We start from the raw sequence: 19,938 nt of genomic DNA on the forward strand, positions 1-19,938 counted from the left end.
CTTAGTTTTTTTGCAATTAGGCCATTATTTGCTTTGGCCCTCTTCTATTTTGTGAATTTAAATTGCCTATCGCCTTTATGAGGATTAAGTTAGATACCATATCTAACTTTTGACTGTGGTCTTGGATTTGAAAGCTGAAATGTGATTTCGGGTCAAAGATGTGAGCAGACTCATCAGTAGACGTCGTCATAATATTTAAAGGTCGTTGTGATCATATTATAAGGAGTAAAGACTATGAAAAATATTAAAAAGATTCAGACTTTGATTCTTTTAGGCGTATTCGCATTCAGCAGTAGTGCATTAGCTGCTACGCTAAACATTTCAACAAAAGGTGAACAGCTCTTTTTTGATAAGGCTGAGTTGACAGTCAAAGCAGGTGAAAAGGTCACTTTAGTGTTCACCAATGCTTCTACTGGCATGCCTCACAACTGGGTTTTAGTAAAACCAGGCACACAAGATAAAGTCGCTAAAGACAGTCTTGCTGCTGGAGCTGGCAAAGGCTGGTTAGCCACAGGCCCTGATGTTTTAGCTCATACAAAAATGGTAGACGGTAAAAAAAGTGACACTATCACTTTCACAGCCCCAGCCGCACCAGGCAACTACCCTTACCTTTGCACCTTCCCAGGCCATGCCTCCATCATGAAGGGCATCTTAAAAGTCACAAAATAAAATTCTAAGTTTGTCTCACAAATTAGTTTTTTTCATTAAAAAATCCTCACCTGAACACTGAGGATTTTTTTTATTTTTTTAAGTCTACTTAATGTTGTGAGCTTGGACCTAAAGTTTCCTACCTAGGGGGGGCTAGAACTTAGGGTGTCATTGGTAAAAATAATTATTGAATGACGAAGTGACTTTCTAATTGGTTTTGAGAGATCATTCCTTTGCCTGTGTATGAAAGATAAATGTTTTGTGGGGCCTGTTTGTCAGGGGTGTTGATCAGCACCCAGCGACGAACACTCTGTCCAGGGGGTAGGACCAGTCGGTCTTCCAGTGGCCCACTTTTTAAAACACGTTTGACCTTTCTATGAGCATCATCTTCAGCAGAGTAAGCGGCGTCACTCATAATGTCAGAGGTCTCAAGGAACGCATCTGATGCTCCCGTGTATCTATTAGATGCAACTTCAGCAAACAAGGCTCCCAGTCCAATAGCGGCAAAGGCTAGGCTTGCGGACTGATACCCTTTGGTTGAAGTGTTTATGATGGTGTTGGCTCTGAGTTCCACCCAGTTTTCGATATGTTCGGGTTTGGAAATAAGGACGCCGTTGAAATCTGGAGAGAGTTGCACGGTGACATTTTCTAATTCCACCCACTCTTTGTTGTTATTAAAAAAATGGAGTTCAACCAGTTTGTGCAAGTCATTAGAAAAGTCTGAATTGATCTGTTTAGAGATAAAGATTTTCCCGTCAGGAAAGTAAGTGGTGGGGGAGGCTTGAGATGTTTGTGTGCTTTGACAGCCCCCAGTGATCAAAAGACATAGGCTTAAATAAGTAAAAATACGCTTCATAGGTCCTCCAAGGTATCAAAGCTGCAACCACAGATAAACGTAAAGGTTTCTAAACTTTAGATATTTTGTAAAAAAGTGAGGATTTTTTTTCTAGCACCGTTTTATCGCTTTTGAGGATAAAGACAGGTCAGTTTTTTTGAAAAGAGATCCGTCTGTTGGCCCCAGTGTAGTTTGGGGACCCAAGTGAGTCTCTTTCACAAAGTTTTATTCCTGCTCTTTTTTCTGGGCGTTGTGCTGCTGTTTGTACATCTCGTTTTTCATACTTAAAGCCTGTCCCATGCGTGAAGAGACGTTCTTCCAAAGTTCAGCCTGTTCGGGGTCTAAGTGCTCATCAATGGTGGCGTGGAATAGACCCAGCCATCTTTGCAAAAGCATGTCGTTAAAGCCTGCAAAAAAATGTTTGAGTACGGGATTGTAATCACTAAAAAGGTAGGGCTTTCCACCAAAACGAATCCACCAAAAATGTGTCAGACGTTCAATATGATGAGGCCAATCGTGCACAGATTGAAAGGGAACTGATAAAATAGGATCTTGTTGTATGCGGGTATAGAAATCGTCGATAACTTGAAAAATTTCAAGATGGGTAAAAGCTACACCGTAGACAAGGATTGAGGTTTGCGGTTCTGGCTTTTGAGGGGGCATAAATCCTCGCTTTTAAGACCTTATTTGAAAGTCTATGGAATGATTGTAGAGTTTACCATAATGTTGTCTTGCAAATACAACATTAAATTTAAGTCGTCAATCTTGGCACCAAAAGGTATGTTTTTTTTTGCCAGAATAGGGACGGGATCGTCTGGCAATTTACATTACGAGAGCGATCTGATAAAGCACACTCAGCTAAGGAGCAGTTAATGCATTTAACAGATCATACGGATTACTCAATACGTGTTCTTATGTATCTGAACCAAAAAAAGACTTTGGTGACTTTGAATGAACTGGCAGAAAGTTTAAATATTTCTAAAAACAATCTGATTAAAGTTTCAAACCAGTTGGCTAAAGCCGATTTTATCACAACCGTAAAGGGCCGTTCTGGCGGTTTAATTTTAAATAAAAATATGGGCAAAAGAAATTTAAAAGACATTATTGTAGAAACAGAAAAGCGATTTAATATTGCCGTCTGTTTTACTAAGGATACCAAGTGTGATTGTTCTTTTGTTAAGAACTGCAAACTGCAAAGAACTTTAAACGAGGCTCTCAATTCTTTTCTGGATTCTTTAGCCAGCAAAACTCTCAATGATCTGACTTCGTAAAGACATTTAAAAAGAGCTATTTTTCCTCTTTGTAAAAACTATCTCTTCTTCTGTCGAAGGACGTTTTAACACTTCGTTGCGATGAGGGTAGCGTCCAAAACGATCAATGATTTTTTTATGAGCAATTTCAAAATCTAAAACATGTTGCAGACCGAGTTCTTGAAAAAGGATCATCGCTTGTGCGTGAATGACTTTAGATTCGCTGTGCATATAAGGCATAAGTAAAAACCATTTTTCTTTTTGGCTCAATTGATCGGCAAGCCCTGTTTCTAAGGCCCTTTGTGTTAAGGCTAGAGCTAAACTGTCGTGCGCAAAGGACTCGGCTTGTCCACGAAACAGGTTTCTTGAAAATTGATCCAAAACTAACACCTCAGCCAAAGCCCCCAGAGGATGAGAACGCCAGATTTCAAGTTCACAGTTTTTGGCCATAGTGTGTAAGCCTAAAAAACGATCTCGGATCTTTGCATCATAGTCGGGGTTTTTGGTAAACCAGTCTTGCTCAGTACTCTCTTCATACCAAAAGCGAATGACATCTTTCCATGCTTGCGGAAGTGGAAAAGGCCCTTTGTAGTCTGACATTGTGTCTCCTTGGTGAGTGGATTTACATCTAAAAACTTTTGGGGAGTTTTAAGCGTGAAAGCCCCTAGAATCTTTTGGTTTTAACAAATTATAATGAGTTTGCCTATAATCTGTGGCAGGATACGCCGTGATGCAAGTTAGAACTTTGGTGTTATGCCCTCTTAAAGTTGAAATGAAGTTTCTTGTAGAAGCTCTCCAAGATGAGGTCGGCGTTTTTGTGCAAGAGGATCGAGGTCCACAGGGACAAAAGATCTATCTGCTTCCAGAAAAGAATCTGGCCATTATGGTGGGGGGACATGGGAAAGTGAACTTTGCTTTGGCCTGCGCGCGAGCCTTACAGTTTTTTTCTGGAGTGAAACAACTTTGGTGTGTGGGCAGTGCGGGGGCTCTCAGTTCGAGTTTAAATGTGGGTGATGTCATCTTGGCGGAAAAGACCACAGAGCATGATTTTAAATCCAGCGCTTTGGACCATAAAAACCCAGAGTTTCAAGTCTCAGAGTCTCTTCTTATTGAACTGAAAAATAAAGCCCAAAATACAAAACAAATTAAATTTGGCAGTATTGCTAGTGGCGATGAGGACATTGTAAGCGAAGAGCGAGCAAGGGAACTTTACGAACAGACAGGGGCCTTGGCTGTAGCCTGGGAAGGGGCGGGTGGAGCACGAGCCTGTCAGGGCCTAAGCGTAGACTTTGTGGAGCTTAGAGCCATCACAGACCTTGCCAATGCCCAAACGTTAAACGATTTTGCCATCCACCTTAAGCCTGCTATGAAAAATTTGGCCCAAGCTCTTTTAATCTTGATCTGAGCCAGTGTACTTCTGCCCTAAAAGCTGCTATAGGAGCCTATCTTAAGAGGGGAGATAGAAGATGGGTAAGAATCTTAAACAGAACTTTGTTGTTGTCGTTGCAATCCTTTGGGGTTGTATTTTAGGAAGTACAACCAGTGCGTGGGCTGATGCGGCCCCAACCACATCACCTTTAACACTGACACGCGATATGCTGGTGTTAGAAGATGCAGCCACTTTGGATGCCTCTTGTGCTTTGTCACCTAGTGACCCTTTTGAGCGTCCTCACCGTATTTCTAAGGGGTCAAAAAAATATGGTAATGAGTGTGTGGATACAGACCGTTTTCGTTACTCTGAAATTTTAAATCAAAACAAATCCGAGATCGTATTTTCTAACTATCGACATTTAGATGAGTACTGGACTGCGGCTTTGTCTTTAAACGCCGTGGTGGATCAAGTTTTTTTCCATGTGGTGCGCTTTGAAGCGATTTCTGGAGTCATTGCTGCGCACACTCAATTAAGAATTAAATTTTCCAACCAAAGCCCATTGAAGCTGGTCTCTCAACTTGATCCACAAAAGACCACAGAGGTGTTTGATCTGGTGATCTCTTTTGAAGCGGGTCGTCCTGTGAATGTTCCTTATAACTTTGCTTTAGGGGCTGTGGACAACTATGTGTCTATGGCTCGTATTTTATCAGGCCATCAAAGACTAGCAGAAAGCACAGAGAACACCACAGAACAGTACGAACTTGAAATCCCCCAAGAAGAAAAACTTCACATTGCTCTGCTTGGAATTGAAAAATCCTCTCGTGACGGGTTTTCACGTTTCTATAATACAGTCAGTGAGAACTGTACTACGGATGCCTTTGGAATTTTAGATGCACTAAGTTCTATGCAAGGCCGTGCAGAACCTTTTTTGACCGTTTTATCTAACGATCCTGTTGCGGGCCCCTCTATCCGTGCCCTACAAGAAAGAAAGATTTTAAAGGCACGATTTGCAGATTTAGATGAAGAACTGATGAAAGGGATCAGTGGTTATAAGCCTGAAACCAGCATCAATTCTACAAGTTCTGGTTTTTTACCTTATGTTAAAGATCATCCTTATTCGCTTGTGATCTCTAGCCCTGAAGAACGACTTTTATCCGTAGAGCAGCTGCAAGCCGTACAAGAGATCAAAGCTTTGACCTATGAAGCGGTCCCTAGAGCTTTACACTTAGTGGGTTCATCTTTGATGTTAGCGCAAGGCGATTCCAGAGATTTTTTATTTACATTCTTAAAAGAAGCCTCTTCATCTTTAGAAAAGCGCATTCAAAAGATCAATGGCAGTCTGCCTGAGCAAGCTGTAGAAGTGGTGGCCTACCTTGTGCCTTGGCAGGGTGGAGGACAAAAGGTCAACTTGAATACAGTGAGCAGCATGCAAGCCCGTTTACCTTTTGATTTTTATCAGATCAGTCATAAAGATATTGGACTTGTGTCTGCGGGCATTGCGCGTGCCACTCAAACTCAAAGCATTCCTGAGTTTGGTCTTCAGGCTTACGCCATTGCTTTGCAGTTTTATCTTAAAAAAGATGCGTGGTCGGTCTCTATGCAGGTGTTAGGTGGATTGAATGAGAGAAATGAAACCTTAGCTGTGGCCAACCCTCAAGTGAACATCAGCAGTTTTATTATTCCCGAAGCTCCACGTCGTTCCGAGCAGCCCGTAGTGCTTTTGAATGTGACTTTAACACCGCAAGATAAAAGTGTACCTCAGTTCAATATGGAGTTTGGATCTTTTGGTGGGTTAAAAGCCAGAACGCAACCTAAAGCTTATGGGCAAATGTCCATTATGAATTCTGGATTTTGCGAGAGCCGTTTGGCTGTAACACCAAGACTAGAAGGGAAATTTGCAGGAGAAGCCACAGGCTATTCCGTTGTAGATTATATTTTTGAAGGCAAATTCGTATCCTTTAATATTTTTAAAGTGAACATGGATTTAGAAACCCAACGAATCATCGACATGGACATCCGCTTTAACTTTTATATCTTGGGTCTTCCAATTTCTTGCTTATCCCAAGACAGCGTGAACGACAGTTTCAAACAAAGTGCTAACGAACAGATCGAACAAATGGTCAAAAGCCTACAATCTTCCGATGCCACAAACCTTGTCACACCCATCGTTGATAAAGTGCTAAGCAACAACTAGGCTCTGGATTCGGACTTAGATTTATAACTTAGAATTTCTGAGTCTTTATTATTATATATACTCAAAATGCTCAGACAGTGACGTTTGTCATGATTTTGCGTTCGCAAAATCACGCCAAGCCGAACTCGCATTTCGACCATATATAATAAAAAGACTCAGAAATTCTAAGTTATAAATCTAAGTCCGAATCCAGAGCCTAGTCGTTGGGGATTTGGATATCGCCTGTGATCTTGCGGTAAATGCGGTAAGGAAAGCGGGCGGTGATTAGGCCGAACACGATTGAGGCTGTGATCAGGGAGATTTTTAAAATGGTGGTGTCGGTAGTCAGTGTATTGCGGCCGTGTTCGATGCCGATATCGCTGTAGTTGTAAAGTGAAGCAGACAATACTCCAGGGACTAAAGAGATGATGCCTGGGACGGAGAAGACTTGGCTGGGAATTTTGAACATGCGGGCAAAGGTTAGACTGCTTAGGCCTACAATCAATGAGCTTAAAAATGTGGGGAACACATAGTTTTGGTCTGTTCCTAATAAGTATACGGTGGCCCAGCCTAGAACGCCTGAAATCGAAGAAAAAATAATATATTTAGCAGGAGTCTGAAAGCGTATGGCAAAGGCGGTCACAATCGCAAAGGTGGCCACAAGGTTAATGCTAAAGCCTAAAGTGTGGGCTCCCGCAAATCTAAGATTGAGCTGAGTTTCAGAGTAACCTAAGGTGTCCAAGGCATCTACGCCTAAGAACAGAGCCGTTCCAATGGCCAGAAGAACCAAAAGCCCTTGCGCCATTTTTACTGTTCCAGACACAAAGTTATGCTCGGCCAGTTCTGACACGGCGGTGGTGAGCATAAGTCCAGGCACCATGTTGATTAAAGGGCCAATAAACACGGATTCGATAGGAATTTTGAAATTCACAGATAAAATGGCAGAGATCACAATACAAAACAAAGAGCCAAAAAACACAAAAAAGATACGCGTAAAGGACAGCACGTTCATCATAGGTTGAATGAGCATGATTAAGATCAAGCTAAGGATTCCACTGCCAAAGGCTGCTAAGAAGTTAGAGAACTCTAAAATGCTCACTAAAAACCCAATAGCAAAAGAACAGATGAGCACCAGAATGTTTGAGTACAGGGGAGCTAAGAACTCTGGGGTGCGGACCTTTTTGTGACCTTGTTTTAAAGTGATATCTTTATTGATAAGTTGCTCAAAGAGGTGGTCAATTTTAAAGAGGGCGTTGAGGTCAATGTCAGACTCTTTGATGCGCCTGAGTGTGGTGGCAAAACGTTCTTTTTGGTCAAAAGCTGAGATGATAAGAGCGGAAGGGGTGGCAAAAACCTCGGCCTCGATATGATAGGCTTGCCCTAGGCGCCATATTTTTTCCTCTAGACGGGTTGTAGGTCCGCCAACTTGCAAATAATAGGCTCCCAGCCTAAGTGAGCAGCGTTCAAAGTCGTTAAGCAGTTTGCGTTGTTGGCTAGAAATCTTTTTGTTGTCTTCAAGAGTCATACTCTAGTTATGGTTGGATTAGGAATGAAAGTAAAGTCTGGAAAACAAAATCAAACTGAATCAGAAAAAATCTTCACAGATGCCGTTAATGAAAAATGAAATCTGACGATAAGGCCATTAAGAGCAACACTACTAAGATAATTTAAGGGACATATCATGAGAGTATTAAAAGAAAGAGTGTCTCACGTTGAGGCACTCGCATTAAAGACCTACCTTGAAAGTCATGGCCTAACGGTTCAAATTGTGGGGACCCACAGCATCTACACCCAAATTCTAAACGAAGTCTTAGTGCTTGTGAACGAATCCGAATACGTCGAAGCCGAAAGTCTACTTGCCGAATTCACAGAGGCTTATCACTAGGTTCGTCTTATCCATAGTTGTTACCAAACTCACCTTTCATATTTTTATAGGCTGTCAAACGTCAGTGCGCATTAAGTTTTTTCTAGTTGAGATTTTAAGGCTCTTTTGCTTTTATCGCAGAATGAAATCTTTATTTATAATCTTATTTATGAGTCCTATAGTTTTTGCTGCGACAGAAAACACCAAAAATAGCCTACCTGTAGTCTATGACGGGGGCATCAAACAGGGCCCAACTTGTGCGCCTAAAATGGCTCAGCGTTTTTCTACATCGGCAGAAGAATACAAAGGTATGGAGGTTCACCGTTTAGCGATGACTGATTTGGCCTTACCCAAGGACGACCAAGAGACTGTAGAGCTTGATTGCTACGGAGTTTTACTTGTGTCGGGTTCAACACACGAAAAGGCGGAGTTGCCTTTTACAATGAAAACAGCAGATGGAGCTCTAGATCAAATTAAGTGTTTTGATGAAAAGCCCTTAAACAAAACGGTATCTCAAGTTCTTGGGAAATATAGAAGATCTTGTTTTTATGCTATGCCATTAAATATACTTACCGAAAAGAATATGCTTTTCGCAGATTGGTCTAGGAATAGAACCAACCAAATTATAGTTCACTACCCTTTGGAAGAACCCATATACAAATTTAATTGCAAACCTAAGCACAAACCTAAAGTGAGTGCTTTTAAAAAGATACTACAAAGAGAGTATTGCATCTCTATTTAATATCTATCATGATGTCTGGGTGATTTAGGATTTTGCTTCATGGGCTGTGCCTCGACAGAGTTTAGATTCAAAAAGGAATTTTATGCCTCATATTATTATTGAACATTCAGACAACTTGGGCTCAGAGGATCAACTTAAAAACTTAGCTATGGATTTACATGCTACCATGGCCCAACAAGAAACCATAAAAATAGAGGCTTTAAAAACTCGAACCTGTGTCAGCCACAACGTCGTTCTTGGAACGGGCCAAAAGAACCAACTTTTGCATATTACATTTCTGCTGCTTGCGGGTCGATCCGATGAGTTAAAGCAAACTTTTATTAAGGCTCTATCTGAAACCGCAAAACCTTACTATGACCCTTCGGTCTGTAGTTTTTCAGTTGAAGTTAAAGAACTAGAGACCTACTACACCGAAAGATAATCAGGTGTATTTGTAATGACCTAAATTTGAGACATCTTCATAAGCAAAGCTTATAGCTTATCCTATGTAAAATTTATGAGCATATGCACATGAAATACAGGGGTTCTGAGGCTCAGATCGTATTAAAATGGTTTAAAAGTGACAATTATTGGCCTCATATTTGCCTATATATGAGGCATGAGAAGGACTACAACTTATATTTTTCTATCTGTTTTATGTGGATCAAGTTATCAGTTTGCTGAAGCTGCGTCCTTATTTGAGCTACCTGGTTTAACTTTTCAATCTACTGAAGAGTCAAAACAAGAGTCTTGCGCCGAGAAAGCCACCATTCATCGCGGGCAACGTTTGTTTAGTCCCACAGTGTTTCACACACCAATTGTTAAACAAGGTGGAAGATGTCGTTTATTAGATGAAAATCGTAAAACCTTAGCCAAAGTTCCATGTGAATTTAAAAGACATTGTGACATGCAAGGTGTGTGTTTCCTTAAAAAGGGACAAAAACTTGTAGGCTATAACTTTATTAAGAAAAAAAGAGGGGTAGAGGTGTATGCCGAAGTGGACTCTAGTCGCTGTCCTTATGGATATGGCGTGTGGAGCAAAGAGCATAACCGTTCTGTATGTATGGATCCTTACCGTTCTGTTGCAGCAGACAACCATTATCACAAAACAGGTACGGTACTTTATTTCCCAGCATTGAAAGGTCTAAAACTTCCTGACAACAGTGTGCACGATGGTTATATGGTCGTGCGCTCTACAGGGGGAGCGATTAAAGGTCGTGATCGTTTTGATTTTTATACAGGACTTTGCGCTGATCCTGAGGTGAAAAGCATGTTATGCAAAAGCCATTCTTTCACCCAAGACTTAGTCAAAAGAGGCTTTGGCCAGATTGCAAAACTTAAGAAGAACAAAGGTTGTTTTTACAATTATTATAAAGTGCCTGAATCCTTAAAAAATGTGGTGCTTGCAAAAAGGAATTATCCTGATTTGCCACAATTAGATGTGCTGATGGCACATTCTAAAATGCAAAATCTTATTGGTGCACAAGATAGACCAGTAAGAGCTCAATCTGTTTTATTGAATGCTCAAAATCCAGAATCTACTTTTTTTCCAATGGAGATGAGCAGCAACTAAAAAATAAAGAAACATATTTCATTAACTAGGGGGTAAAAATGAAATGGGTTAAAATTCTACTAATCAGCAGTTTAGCTGTATTACAATTCTCAGCATGTAGCTTAGACAGCAACGACGAAGGCATGAGTGTCTCTCGTATGAAAGACGGTAATCGTGGTTTACCTGTACCTGCAGGAGATATTCCTAATCTTGATGTGCAGAATCTTCAAGCCACAGATTGGGGACGTATTCACTCTAATGAGCTTCCAGAGGCATTTAGACAGAAGTTAATGTTGATGATGCAAACAACACCTGGTGTAACTCCATTGCTAGGGAACGTAAGCCCAGCGGTGACATCTCCAGATGGAACTGGTGTTGCGTTTAAAGGACGCTTGCATTCAGCAGATAATCTAAGCTTATCCTCTGGTGCTAATGCTTACTTTGAATCTTTAAAAACCAAGCCTAATAAAATACAGCTGTATATTGGGATTTTTGATAGTTATGTAGGACAGTGGAGCAACGGGACTGTTATTGAGCCTTATTCATTTTATTTTGGTGCTTTAAACTCAGGTTATAATGGTAACATCGCATTTGAGTATCAGATCGAAACTGGACAGGCTTCCTACCAGCTTTATTTAATAGATCAATATGGTGCCATCGCTTTTTCTGGAACGCTTGTATCTGGGGCACCTATGTACACAGAAGGTGTTGTTTTTTATCAATCTAAATTACAGGGAAGTACAGCAACTTGGACTCAAATTGGTAACTTTAAAATTGGAGCTTGCAACTTATTTAAGTGTTCTTAAGACGGTGCTTATGGGACAAGCATTAAGAACGGCGAAATAAGACGCAAAAGATTTACGCAATGACTCATTTACCTTGGATTGGGGGCTTATAAATACCCCCCAGGTCATAAGCTCCCAATCTAACTTTATACTTCCGCCTCCAAAGACTTGTTTTTTGGAGGCGTTCTTGTTCAAATGGAGGGCGTGAAAGCGCCCAATTTTAATTTTGATATTCTAGGTTCTGTTTTAGGAGAGTCCACCTCCCTAGATTTACCGCAATTGCAAATCCAAGATCGAGATCAGGCCGCTTTATTTATCCGCACTTATGGTTATGAGATCACTCGCAAACAAGATGAAGAAAAGCTCTGGCGGTACTTTGCTGAAGCCATTGAGTTTTTAGAAAGCGACATTCTACACGAAGGCGAAAATATCCCCGATAGCCTAAAGACCCGCGAGGAGCTAGAGGACATCACAAAACTTTTGGTGATCGCCAGCGTGAAACAAACTGGGGACTCTGAAGTCCAAACCCTAGAGAGCTTAAGTCCTCAACGCTGGGCCTGTGCTATCCTCAGAGTGATGCATGTTCTGGTTCACCTTGATAACGATCTCTTTACTTCTTTTACTGACGACATCAAATATCAGATTTTAAAACCCATTCAGGACCATATCTACCACGTCGAGCAAAAGACCTTTTTAGGAAAAGACGACGAGGCCATTGAGCTTGTGGCGTATTCTGAAAAACCGTTTAAACACACTAGCTCTGCGGCCATTAAGATTCTGACACGCAAAAACACCTTGGCGATGACTCTCTTAGATCGTGTGGGCATGCGCTTTGTGACTAAAAACGTGGTCGATATCTTTCGTGTCATTCAATATCTGGTGGACAAACATCTGATCAGCTATCCTCACGTGATCTCGTCTCAATCTAAAAATACCATCTGTTCAGCAAAGACTTTCACAGAAGTGATGGAAAAGCATGTGAGTAAAGAGGGTGTTTTTGATGCTGAGGCTATTGAAGCGATGCTGCAAGAAGAGATGCTGAGTCTAAATCTGCAAGTCGACCCCGAGAAGAACCCTTATAGTAGTTCCGAATTTAAATTTTTAAAATTTATCAATCGACAGTTTTTAAGAATCAATATCGGGGAAGGCAAAAGCCCTTTGACGTTCTTCTTTCCTTTTGAAGTGCAAATTTTAGATCAAAACACTTTTGATCAGAATGAGGGTGGGCAAGCGGCTCATAAAGATTATAAGCAACGTCAAAAAGAATCGGCTCGAAGACGAATTTTTGGACTGCTTCATGTGTAACAAGACGGCAAGGATTTAGTTTTATGAAATATCTTTTATTTCCTTTTCGATGTCTTCAAAGTGTCATTGCCATCTTTGTGATTGCGGGTGTGGCCTTAGTCTGTATGATTCCTTTTTTTATTTTTGCTAAATGTTCTAAACAAGGAATGTTTGCCATTCAAAAATTGTGGTCATGGGCTTTTGTGACGGTGTGTGGGGGGCGTTTGACTGTGACAGGTCAAGAGAACATCCCCTCAACGGGTGCGGTGTACCTCTTTAATCATTCGAGTTTTTTAGATATTCCTGTTCTAGTTTTGGGAACAAATAAGTTTGTAAACTATGTGGCTAAAAAAGAATTGGGCATGATTCCTGTGGTGGGCTGGTGCATTCGCGCAGCAGGTACCTTGATGATGCCCCGAAAGAACTTTGAGGCGTCTATTGCACTGTATGAAAAGGCCAAGGCGCGACTAGCAGCGGGGGAACAGTTTATGGTCGCCCCCGAAGGCACGCGCAATCGTCAGCGAGAGGGCATGGGACCTTTTAAGTCGGGTCCTTTTTATTTTGCCATGTCTTGTCAGGCCGATCTTGTCCCTGTGATCTTGTGGGGGACTCAAGACCTGTGGCCTCCTGAAGACCTAGTGCCCAACCTTCGGAAAATGACAGGTCGCATACATATGCACATCTGCCCTAAAATGAGCACTCAAGATTGGACGGATGAGAATCGTAAAGCCAAAATGGAAGAACTTCGTAGGTATTTTGAAGAGCAGCTTAAAAATCCACCCCACTAGTCTGGTTCTCTGCCCTAGAATCTGTTACTTTGTATTCGCAAAAACTACATAGAATGGAACTCAAAAATAAGGGGAAAGATATGTCTTTTAAAACCGTAGGTGTTGTGGGTGCAGGACAAATGGGCAATGGAATTGCGCAAGTGGTGGCCGCAAAAAATATAAATGTAGTCATGTTAGATGTGTCAAAAGAGTCTTTAGATCGTGGGATGAAGACCATTGCGGGCAGTTGTGATCGTCTGATCAAAAAAGAAAAAATGACTGAGGCCCAAAAAGCAGAGTTGCTGGCAAAGATCACCCCGACCACAGAAATGAAGGATCTTAAAAACTGCGACCTAGTGATCGAAGCTGCCACCGAAAATTTAGATTTGAAATTAAAAATTTTTAAACAACTTGATGAAGCTGTAAAACCAGAAGCTCTTTTATGTTCTAACACTTCGTCGATTTCTATTACAAAAATTGCGGGTGCAACAAGTAGGCCTTCACAAGTGGTGGGAATGCACTTTATGAATCCCGTTCCGTTAATGGCTTTAGTCGAAGGCATTCGCGGTCTTCAAACTTCTGACAGCACTTTTGCTACCGTGAAAGAATTTGCAGGATTTTTAGATAAGGTTTTTATCGAAGGCCGAGATATGCCAGGATTTATTGTAAATAGAATTCTTATGCCTATGATCAACGAGGCCTGTTACGCCCTATACGAAAACATTGCTGACGTGGAAGGGATTGATCAAGCCATGAAGCTGGGAACCAACCAGCCGATGGGTCCTCTCACCTTAGCAGACTTTATCGGACTTGATACATGTCTAGCCATTATGGAAGTTTTGCACCAAGGTCTTGGGGATACCAAGTATCGTCCTTGCCCACTGCTTGTGAAGTATGTCGAAGCAGGTTGGTTAGGTCGTAAAACAGGACGTGGCTTTTACTCTTACAACAATCAATAACAGGAAGGTAGATCATGATTTTGCTCGAATCCAAAGAAAATGGAATATATGTATTAACAATTGATCGTCCTAAAGTGCTTAATGCTTTAAATGCCGAAGTGCTAGAAGCCTTAGAGTCAAAACTTGAAGATTTAAAATCTAAGTCAGACCTTCGAGTTCTTATACTTACAGGTTCAGGGGATAAGGCGTTTGTGGCAGGTGCTGATATTGCTGCTATGAAAGATTTAAGTTCTGAAAATGCCCAATCCTTTGCAAGACAAGGTCAAAGTGTGTTTTCTAAATTAGAAAAACTAAGTGTCCCTGTGATTGCGGCCGTGAATGGGTTTGCCTTAGGCGGCGGATTTGAATTGGCGCTTGCGTGTGATTATATTTTTGCCTCTGACAATGCTAAGTTTGGTTTGCCTGAAGTGACATTGGGTTTAATTCCTGGATTTGGTGGCACACAAAGGCTCTCTAGAAACTTAGGAATCAGTTATGCCACTTACTTAACTACAACAGGCAGTATGGTCAGTGCTGAAGAGCTAAAATCTAGAGGCCTTGTGATTGATGTGTGTCCCCAAGCAGAACTGATGGATAAAGTTTTAAGTGTAGCTAAAGTCATTGCATCAAAGACAGGTCCACAAGCGGTATCCGCATGTAAGCGTGCCATTCAAATGGGCTTTGATGAAAGTCTGGAGCAAGGTTTAATCTTAGAGGCCCAAGTGTTCTCGGGTTTATTTGCGGGACCTGAAGCTAAAGAAGGGATGACGGCTTTTATTGAGAAACGTCCTGCTAAATTTTAATTATTGATGAGTCTATTTTTAACGAGGATCAAATGAGTCAATCTTATAAACCTAAAAACGCTATTCGAATTGTCACGGCTGCGTCTCTGTTTGATGGTCATGATGCTTCGATCAATATCATGCGAAGAATTTTACAAGACCTTGGAGCCGAGGTGATTCACTTAGGCCACAACAGGTCTGTGCGTGATGTGGTGACAGCCGCTTTACAAGAAGGAGCGCAAGGCATTGCCGTGAGTTCCTATCAAGGTGGGCACATGGAGTACTTCAAGTACATGAAGGATTTACTGGACGCACATGGTGCGCCTTATGTGAAGATCTTTGGTGGTGGCGGTGGAGTGATCATCCACGAGGAGAAGACCGAGTTAGAAGCTTACGGGATTGCCAGAGTTTATCATCCTGATGATGGACGCAAGTTAGGTCTTGAGGGAATGATTGCGGACATTGTTCAAACCTGCGACTTTTCACTACTAGAGGCCGCAAAAGGAATCAAATGGACGCGTCCTGAAGGAATTTATGATTTAGGACCTATTTCTTTTCGAGATATTGGTTTAGGGATCACCGCCGTAGAGCAAGAAGCTTCAGATGCTGTGATGAAAACTTTGACCTTGCCCCAAGGTACGACTTCGCCTCTTGTGATTGGAGTGACAGGAACAGGGGGGGCGGGAAAATCCAGTTTGATTGATGAACTGGTGCAGAGGTTTCGTAATATGTACCCCGCAGTCAATGTAGGTGTGGTGTGTGTGGACCCTTCTAAGAAAAAAACAGGGGGGGCTTTACTTGGGGATCGTATTCGTATGAACTCCTTAAGTCGTGAAAATACATTTATGAGGTCTTTGGCCTCAAGAGGTTCAGGTAATGAGATTTCTGGTTCTTTACCTCAAGTTTTGAACTTTTTAAAAACTTTAAATTTTGATGTTTTGATCGCTGAAAGTTCGGGAATTGGTCAAGCCAATGTGGCCATCACAGAAGTGTGTGATTTAAGTTTATATGTGATGACTTCAGAGTTTGGAGCGCAAAGCCAGTTAGAAAAAATTGATATGATTGACTATGCCGACTTTGTGGCGATCAACAAGGCGGACCGTCGTGGTTCTGAAGATGCTCTGAGAGACGTGAGCAAACAGTATAAACGTTCTCGTAAACTTTTTGATCAGAACGTGAAAGTCCCTGTGCACATGACCCAGGCTTCTAATTTTAATGATCAAGGCGTGAATGCTTTATTTTTAAATATCACGGACGTGCTTAAGGATAAAACTGAGGAATCCAAGTGGCAGATTCAAGACGAGCAAAAACAAATGCTTTTAGATGCACAAAAACAAGTGATTGTGCCAGCAGACCGACAACATTATCTTTCAGAAGTTACAACTACGGTCAGACGCTATAAAAAAGATGTAGAAAAGCAAGCTCAGAAATTTGAACAGTTAGGGGCTTTGGAACTTGTTTCTAAAACCCTATCATCCAACGCTGAGATTGCGTCCCAAATTCAAAGCTTAGAAAAAGAGTTAGACCCTCAAGACTTAAAGGCTGTTAGGACATGGGATGAACTGGTGCAACAGTACAGTGGCGATGAACTTGTGTATGAAGTTCGCAATAAACCAGTGAAACAAAATCTGCGTGCCCCTTCTTTGGCGGGCACGTTGATTCCTAGAGTGGTGGTGCCAAGGCTTGGTTCTTTTGGCGATCGCTATCGTTTTTTAAAATTAGAAAATCGTCCTGGAGAATTCCCTTACACCGCTGGGGTGTTTCCTCTTAAACGCCAAGGTGAAGATCCCACTCGTCAGTTTGCAGGTGAAGGCCCACCAGAACGCACCAACAAGCGGTTTCATTATTTAAGTAAGGGTGAGCAAGCCAAGCGTTTGTCCACGGCTTTTGACAGTGTGACTTTGTATGGTCAAGACCCTGATCTTCGTCCAGATATTTTTGGTAAAGTTGGCGAAAGTGGAGTAAGCATTGCCACCCTTGAGGACATGAAGCGACTCTATGATGGCTTTGATCTTTGTGATCCTATGACCAGTGTGAGTATGACCATCAATGGCCCCGCACCCATGATTCTTGCTTTTTTTATGAACACAGCCATAGATCAACGAAAAGAAAAGATGGCCCAAGAGGTAGGTCGCGCCCTTACTTTAGAAGAAGAAAAGCAGGCTGAAGAGTATGCTCTACAAAATGTCAGAGGGACTGTGCAAGCCGACATTTTAAAAGAAGACCAAGGGCAGAACACCTGTATCTTTTCTATTGATTTTGCTTTGAAGATGATGGGCGATATACAAAAGTATTTTATTGATCAAAAGGTCAGAAATTTTTATTCCGTAAGTATTTCTGGTTATCATATCGCTGAAGCAGGTGCAAACCCCATCACTCAACTAGCACTGACGCTGAGTAATGCTTTTACCTATGTTGAATACTATAAGTCGCGTGGGATGAGTGTGGATGAGTTTGCTCCTAACTTTTCGTTCTTCTTTAGTAATGGTATGGACCCTGAGTATTCCGTATTAGGTCGTGTGGCGCGAAGAATTTGGGCCATTGCCATGAAAGACATGTATGGGGCTAATGATCGTTCGCAAAAACTTAAATATCACATTCAGACCAGTGGACGTTCTTTGCATGCCCAAGAGATTCAGTTCAATGACATCAGAACTACACTGCAAGCTCTTTTAGCTATCGTGGACCATTGCAACTCTTTACACACTAATGCCTATGATGAAGCGATCACCACCCCGACTGAAGAGTCCGTGCGCAGGGCTAAAGCCATCCAGCTCATCATCAATAAAGAACTTGGTACAGCTAAAAATGAAAACTCAATGCAAGGAAGTTACTTCTATGAGTGGCTCACCGATGCAGTAGAAGAAGCCGTACTCGAAGAGTTCCAAAAGATCAGTGACCGTGGTGGGGTGTTAGGGGCTATGGAGACCCAATACCAAAGAGGAAAGATTCAAGAAGAGTCTTTGTATTATGAGACATTAAAACATGACGGCACTTATCCTTTGGTGGGTGTAAACACCTTTATTGATCCCAAAACTTTAGAAGAAGGATTTAAACCTCCTAAGATCGAACTTGCTCGTGCCTCTTTAGATGAAAAAAATCTACAACTTAATCGCACCAATGAGTACAAGAAGACTCATGCTGTGGAAGCTGAGAAGGCTTTAGCGCACCTTAAAAAAACAGCGCTTGAACATGGCAATGTGTTTGAAGCTTTGATGAGAGCGGCAAGATGTTGCACTTTGTATCAGATGACAGAAGCCTTATATGAAGTGGGCGGTCAGTACCGTCGTAATCTTTAAGCCATGAGTGAGCTAAAACATATTCTATGGGCCTGCTGTCTTGTGGGCCTAGTTTTAGGGTGTACACGTTCAAATTCAGAAGACACAGTTGTTAAAACCACCTCTGTAAAAACATGGTCTATTTACGGTGAAATTCCTCACATGAATCCCTTTTATGCTACAGACGTAAAAGTCTGGGGGCTGCAATCTTTGGTTTGGGACCCTTTTATCGTCTTAAACAAAGAAGGACAGTGGGAAAAAAACATTGTGCAGAGTTGGGAGTTCTCGTCTGATTTTAGAGTGGGGACGTTTAAAGTGGTTCCAGACCTGGTGTGGAGTGATGGAACTAAGGTGACAGCCCAAGATTTTATTTTTAGTCTTAGTTTTTACCAATATAAAGAACTTAAAGCTGTTCATTGGCAAGGGGTGTTTGATCCTATCAAAGAAGTGGAGTTTGAAAACAACACCTTAACCCTCTCTTTACATCGCGCACAGGGTTTTGAGGTGTGGAATCAGATTTTGAGCATGGCCCGTCTTTTACCCGCGTCAGTATTGGAAGAGGTTTTAGTTTTGGATTCTGATAGCTCCTCAGGTTCTACGGTGAATGTGGAAACTTTAAAAAATACGGGACCTTATAAAGTTCAAAATTTTTCGTCCACAAAATCTTGGAGACTAGGTAAGAATTCTAAGTCTTGGTGGTACACCTCCAAGTGGTCTCCTAAAGACCAAGTGTTTGGTGGTAAAGATCTGCCTATGGATATTGTCATGCAAAAGGCTTTATCTAAAAGTGTCATTCAAAGAGGTTTAGAAAAAGAGCGTTTTGATGCTTTTGTGGATTATGGACAGCTAGAACTTGCGCCTCAAAATTATAAGCCCCTCTATCAACAAAAGATGGCTAAAAATTTAGTGTTTAATTTTTTAGATTCACGCCTAAAAAATTATGATTTTCGCAAATGCCTTTTAGCCACTTTGCCTACACCAGAGCAGTTAAAAAAACTGGATTATAAAGGAATAGAGTTTGAGTGGAGCGAAAGACAAAGAAAATTGTTCACTGCCCCACAGGAAGTGCTAAAGACCCAAAGTCAGCGCATCAAGTCTCAGCAAGATCAATTATCCGCGGGGATTTTGCAAGATGTGGCCACCTTCTGTTTAAAATCAAATGGATCTGCGGGGGCGCAAAGTGCGTTGAATGTGCACTATGTCTTAGATCAGGATCGAAAATGGTTAGAGGTTTGGCAGGAGAAGGCGCAAAAATGGGGTGTGATTTTAAATCTTATTTCTGTGGGCGAGTCCAAAATGGCCAAGCTTTTACAAGAAAAAAAGTATCAAATTCTGATTTCAGAAAGTCTTTTGGATCATACAGATCAGTGGCCCTATGAGGTGTTCTTTTCCAAAGGTTTATATAACAGTCAAAGTTGGAATGACAAAAAATTAGATGCACTTCTTAAAACTAAATCGACTGTAATAGATTTCCAAAAAAAACAAGAGCTTAACGCTCAGATTTCCACCCATATTTTAGACTCTTTAGGGATCATTTATGTGTATGAGTGGGTCCGGCCTTTAGCGTGGGTGAAATCCCATTGCCCAGACAGTTCTCATTTTTTATGGTGGAACCTCCTCAATTGCATGGGTGAAAACACAAAGACGCCGTAGCCTTTGGTGCTTATCTGGACGTCTAGATTATTTCAC

At 41.5% G+C, this 19,938-nt stretch carries 19 protein-coding genes; 15 read left to right on the forward strand and 4 right to left on the reverse strand.

Translation table 11 applies throughout. The features are described 5' to 3' along the window. The first annotated feature begins 234 nt into the window (after positions 1–234). The gene (locus tag M9899_07080) at positions 235–669 is read left to right on the forward strand and encodes a plastocyanin/azurin family copper-binding protein (protein MCO5113921.1); all 435 of its coding nucleotides are present in this window, start codon (positions 235–237) and stop codon (positions 667–669) included. A gap of 163 nt (positions 670–832) precedes the next feature. On the opposite strand, the gene M9899_07085 is transcribed toward M9899_07080, so the two are convergent. Together M9899_07085 and M9899_07090 are read right to left on the reverse strand one after the other, a co-directional pair. Then, a complete protein-coding gene (locus M9899_07085) occupies positions 833–1,504 on the reverse strand; it encodes a hypothetical protein (GenBank protein MCO5113922.1) in 672 nt (223 codons plus the stop codon). Positions 1,505–1,708: 204 nt separating this feature from the next. Next, positions 1,709–2,146, reverse strand: coding sequence for a group III truncated hemoglobin (locus M9899_07090; GenBank protein MCO5113923.1), 438 nt, complete (start codon positions 2,144–2,146; stop codon positions 1,709–1,711). 209 nt (positions 2,147–2,355) lie between these two features. Between M9899_07090 and M9899_07095 the strand changes: the two genes are divergently transcribed. Next, positions 2,356–2,754: an Rrf2 family transcriptional regulator gene (locus tag M9899_07095; GenBank protein ID MCO5113924.1), complete on the forward strand. Its 399-nt coding sequence runs from the start codon at positions 2,356–2,358 to the stop codon at positions 2,752–2,754. Between the two features lie 6 nt (positions 2,755–2,760). On the opposite strand, the gene M9899_07100 is transcribed toward M9899_07095, so the two are convergent. Beyond that, positions 2,761–3,333 carry a DUF924 domain-containing protein gene (locus M9899_07100; GenBank protein ID MCO5113925.1) on the reverse strand — a complete coding sequence of 191 codons (573 nt, stop codon included), beginning with the start codon at positions 3,331–3,333 and terminating at the stop codon, positions 2,761–2,763. A gap of 130 nt (positions 3,334–3,463) precedes the next feature. On the opposite strand from M9899_07100, the gene M9899_07105 reads away from it, so the two are divergent. Beyond that, entirely contained in the window at positions 3,464–4,138 is a 675-nt protein-coding gene (locus M9899_07105) for a 5'-methylthioadenosine/S-adenosylhomocysteine nucleosidase (GenBank protein ID MCO5113926.1), read from the forward strand. 61 nt (positions 4,139–4,199) lie between these two features. Then, positions 4,200–6,299: a DUF4105 domain-containing protein gene (locus M9899_07110; protein MCO5113927.1), complete on the forward strand. Its 2,100-nt coding sequence runs from the start codon at positions 4,200–4,202 to the stop codon at positions 6,297–6,299. A gap of 196 nt (positions 6,300–6,495) precedes the next feature. Here the strand turns inward: M9899_07110 and M9899_07115 are convergent, their stop codons facing one another. Beyond that, complete coding sequence (locus M9899_07115) at positions 6,496–7,803, reverse strand: threonine/serine exporter family protein (protein MCO5113928.1); 1,308 nt, start codon at positions 7,801–7,803, stop codon at positions 6,496–6,498. 156 nt (positions 7,804–7,959) lie between these two features. Between M9899_07115 and M9899_07120 the strand changes: the two genes are divergently transcribed. The 11 genes from M9899_07120 (at position 7,960) to M9899_07170 (ending at position 19,902) form a co-directional block, all read left to right on the forward strand. Further along, a complete protein-coding gene (locus tag M9899_07120) occupies positions 7,960–8,163 on the forward strand; it encodes a hypothetical protein (GenBank protein ID MCO5113929.1) in 204 nt (67 codons plus the stop codon). A gap of 148 nt (positions 8,164–8,311) precedes the next feature. Further along, positions 8,312–8,884, forward strand: coding sequence for a hypothetical protein (locus M9899_07125; protein MCO5113930.1), 573 nt, complete (start codon positions 8,312–8,314; stop codon positions 8,882–8,884). Between the two features lie 82 nt (positions 8,885–8,966). Continuing rightward, a complete protein-coding gene (locus M9899_07130) occupies positions 8,967–9,305 on the forward strand; it encodes a hypothetical protein (GenBank protein ID MCO5113931.1) in 339 nt (112 codons plus the stop codon). Between the two features lie 177 nt (positions 9,306–9,482). After that, the gene (locus tag M9899_07135) at positions 9,483–10,436 is read left to right on the forward strand and encodes a 3D domain-containing protein (GenBank protein ID MCO5113932.1); all 954 of its coding nucleotides are present in this window, start codon (positions 9,483–9,485) and stop codon (positions 10,434–10,436) included. Between the two features lie 38 nt (positions 10,437–10,474). Further along, positions 10,475–11,221: a hypothetical protein gene (locus M9899_07140; GenBank protein MCO5113933.1), complete on the forward strand. Its 747-nt coding sequence runs from the start codon at positions 10,475–10,477 to the stop codon at positions 11,219–11,221. 183 nt (positions 11,222–11,404) lie between these two features. Further along, positions 11,405–12,505, forward strand: coding sequence for a TIGR04552 family protein (locus M9899_07145; GenBank protein ID MCO5113934.1), 1,101 nt, complete (start codon positions 11,405–11,407; stop codon positions 12,503–12,505). A gap of 23 nt (positions 12,506–12,528) precedes the next feature. After that, positions 12,529–13,272 (forward strand): 1-acyl-sn-glycerol-3-phosphate acyltransferase, encoded by a 744-nt coding sequence (locus M9899_07150; GenBank protein MCO5113935.1) that lies wholly within the window; start codon positions 12,529–12,531, stop codon positions 13,270–13,272. An 80-nt stretch (positions 13,273–13,352) separates the two neighbouring features. Further along, on the forward strand, positions 13,353–14,210 hold the full coding sequence (locus M9899_07155; GenBank protein ID MCO5113936.1) for a 3-hydroxybutyryl-CoA dehydrogenase: 858 nt from the start codon (positions 13,353–13,355) through the stop codon (positions 14,208–14,210). 14 nt (positions 14,211–14,224) lie between these two features. After that, positions 14,225–14,992, forward strand: a complete 768-nt coding sequence (locus tag M9899_07160; GenBank protein ID MCO5113937.1) for an enoyl-CoA hydratase-related protein — start codon at positions 14,225–14,227, stop codon at positions 14,990–14,992. A gap of 32 nt (positions 14,993–15,024) precedes the next feature. Further along, positions 15,025–18,270 carry a methylmalonyl-CoA mutase family protein gene (locus tag M9899_07165; GenBank protein ID MCO5113938.1) on the forward strand — a complete coding sequence of 1,082 codons (3,246 nt, stop codon included), beginning with the start codon at positions 15,025–15,027 and terminating at the stop codon, positions 18,268–18,270. A 3-nt stretch (positions 18,271–18,273) separates the two neighbouring features. Further along, on the forward strand, positions 18,274–19,902 hold the full coding sequence (locus tag M9899_07170) for an ABC transporter substrate-binding protein (GenBank protein ID MCO5113939.1): 1,629 nt from the start codon (positions 18,274–18,276) through the stop codon (positions 19,900–19,902). Positions 19,903–19,938 lie beyond the last annotated feature (36 nt).

Source organism: Pseudobdellovibrionaceae bacterium, assembly GCA_023954155.1.
In the GTDB taxonomy this organism is placed as follows: Bacteria; Bdellovibrionota; Bdellovibrionia; order Bdellovibrionales; family UBA1609; genus JAMLIO01.

Bases quoted from the DNA above. Each gene is read 5' to 3' on its own strand.
- M9899_07155 (MCO5113936.1), top strand. From the start codon at position 13,353: ATGTCTTTTAAAACCGTAGGTGTTGTGGGTGCAGGACAAATGGGCAAT.
- M9899_07125 (MCO5113930.1), top strand. From the start codon at position 8,312: ATGAGTCCTATAGTTTTTGCTGCGACAGAAAACACCAAAAATAGCCTA.
- M9899_07090 (MCO5113923.1), bottom strand. From the start codon at position 2,146: ATGCCCCCTCAAAAGCCAGAACCGCAAACCTCAATCCTTGTCTACGGT.
- M9899_07115 (MCO5113928.1), bottom strand. From the start codon at position 7,803: ATGACTCTTGAAGACAACAAAAAGATTTCTAGCCAACAACGCAAACTG.
- M9899_07130 (MCO5113931.1), top strand. From the start codon at position 8,967: ATGCCTCATATTATTATTGAACATTCAGACAACTTGGGCTCAGAGGAT.
- M9899_07120 (MCO5113929.1), top strand. From the start codon at position 7,960: ATGAGAGTATTAAAAGAAAGAGTGTCTCACGTTGAGGCACTCGCATTA.
- M9899_07150 (MCO5113935.1), top strand. From the start codon at position 12,529: ATGAAATATCTTTTATTTCCTTTTCGATGTCTTCAAAGTGTCATTGCC.
- M9899_07105 (MCO5113926.1), top strand. From the start codon at position 3,464: ATGCAAGTTAGAACTTTGGTGTTATGCCCTCTTAAAGTTGAAATGAAG.
- M9899_07110 (MCO5113927.1), top strand. From the start codon at position 4,200: ATGGGTAAGAATCTTAAACAGAACTTTGTTGTTGTCGTTGCAATCCTT.
- M9899_07160 (MCO5113937.1), top strand. From the start codon at position 14,225: ATGATTTTGCTCGAATCCAAAGAAAATGGAATATATGTATTAACAATT.
- M9899_07100 (MCO5113925.1), bottom strand. From the start codon at position 3,333: ATGTCAGACTACAAAGGGCCTTTTCCACTTCCGCAAGCATGGAAAGAT.
- M9899_07165 (MCO5113938.1), top strand. From the start codon at position 15,025: ATGAGTCAATCTTATAAACCTAAAAACGCTATTCGAATTGTCACGGCT.
- M9899_07170 (MCO5113939.1), top strand. From the start codon at position 18,274: ATGAGTGAGCTAAAACATATTCTATGGGCCTGCTGTCTTGTGGGCCTA.
- M9899_07135 (MCO5113932.1), top strand. From the start codon at position 9,483: ATGAGAAGGACTACAACTTATATTTTTCTATCTGTTTTATGTGGATCA.
- M9899_07080 (MCO5113921.1), top strand. From the start codon at position 235: ATGAAAAATATTAAAAAGATTCAGACTTTGATTCTTTTAGGCGTATTC.
- M9899_07085 (MCO5113922.1), bottom strand. From the start codon at position 1,504: ATGAAGCGTATTTTTACTTATTTAAGCCTATGTCTTTTGATCACTGGG.
- M9899_07095 (MCO5113924.1), top strand. From the start codon at position 2,356: ATGCATTTAACAGATCATACGGATTACTCAATACGTGTTCTTATGTAT.
- M9899_07140 (MCO5113933.1), top strand. From the start codon at position 10,475: ATGAAATGGGTTAAAATTCTACTAATCAGCAGTTTAGCTGTATTACAA.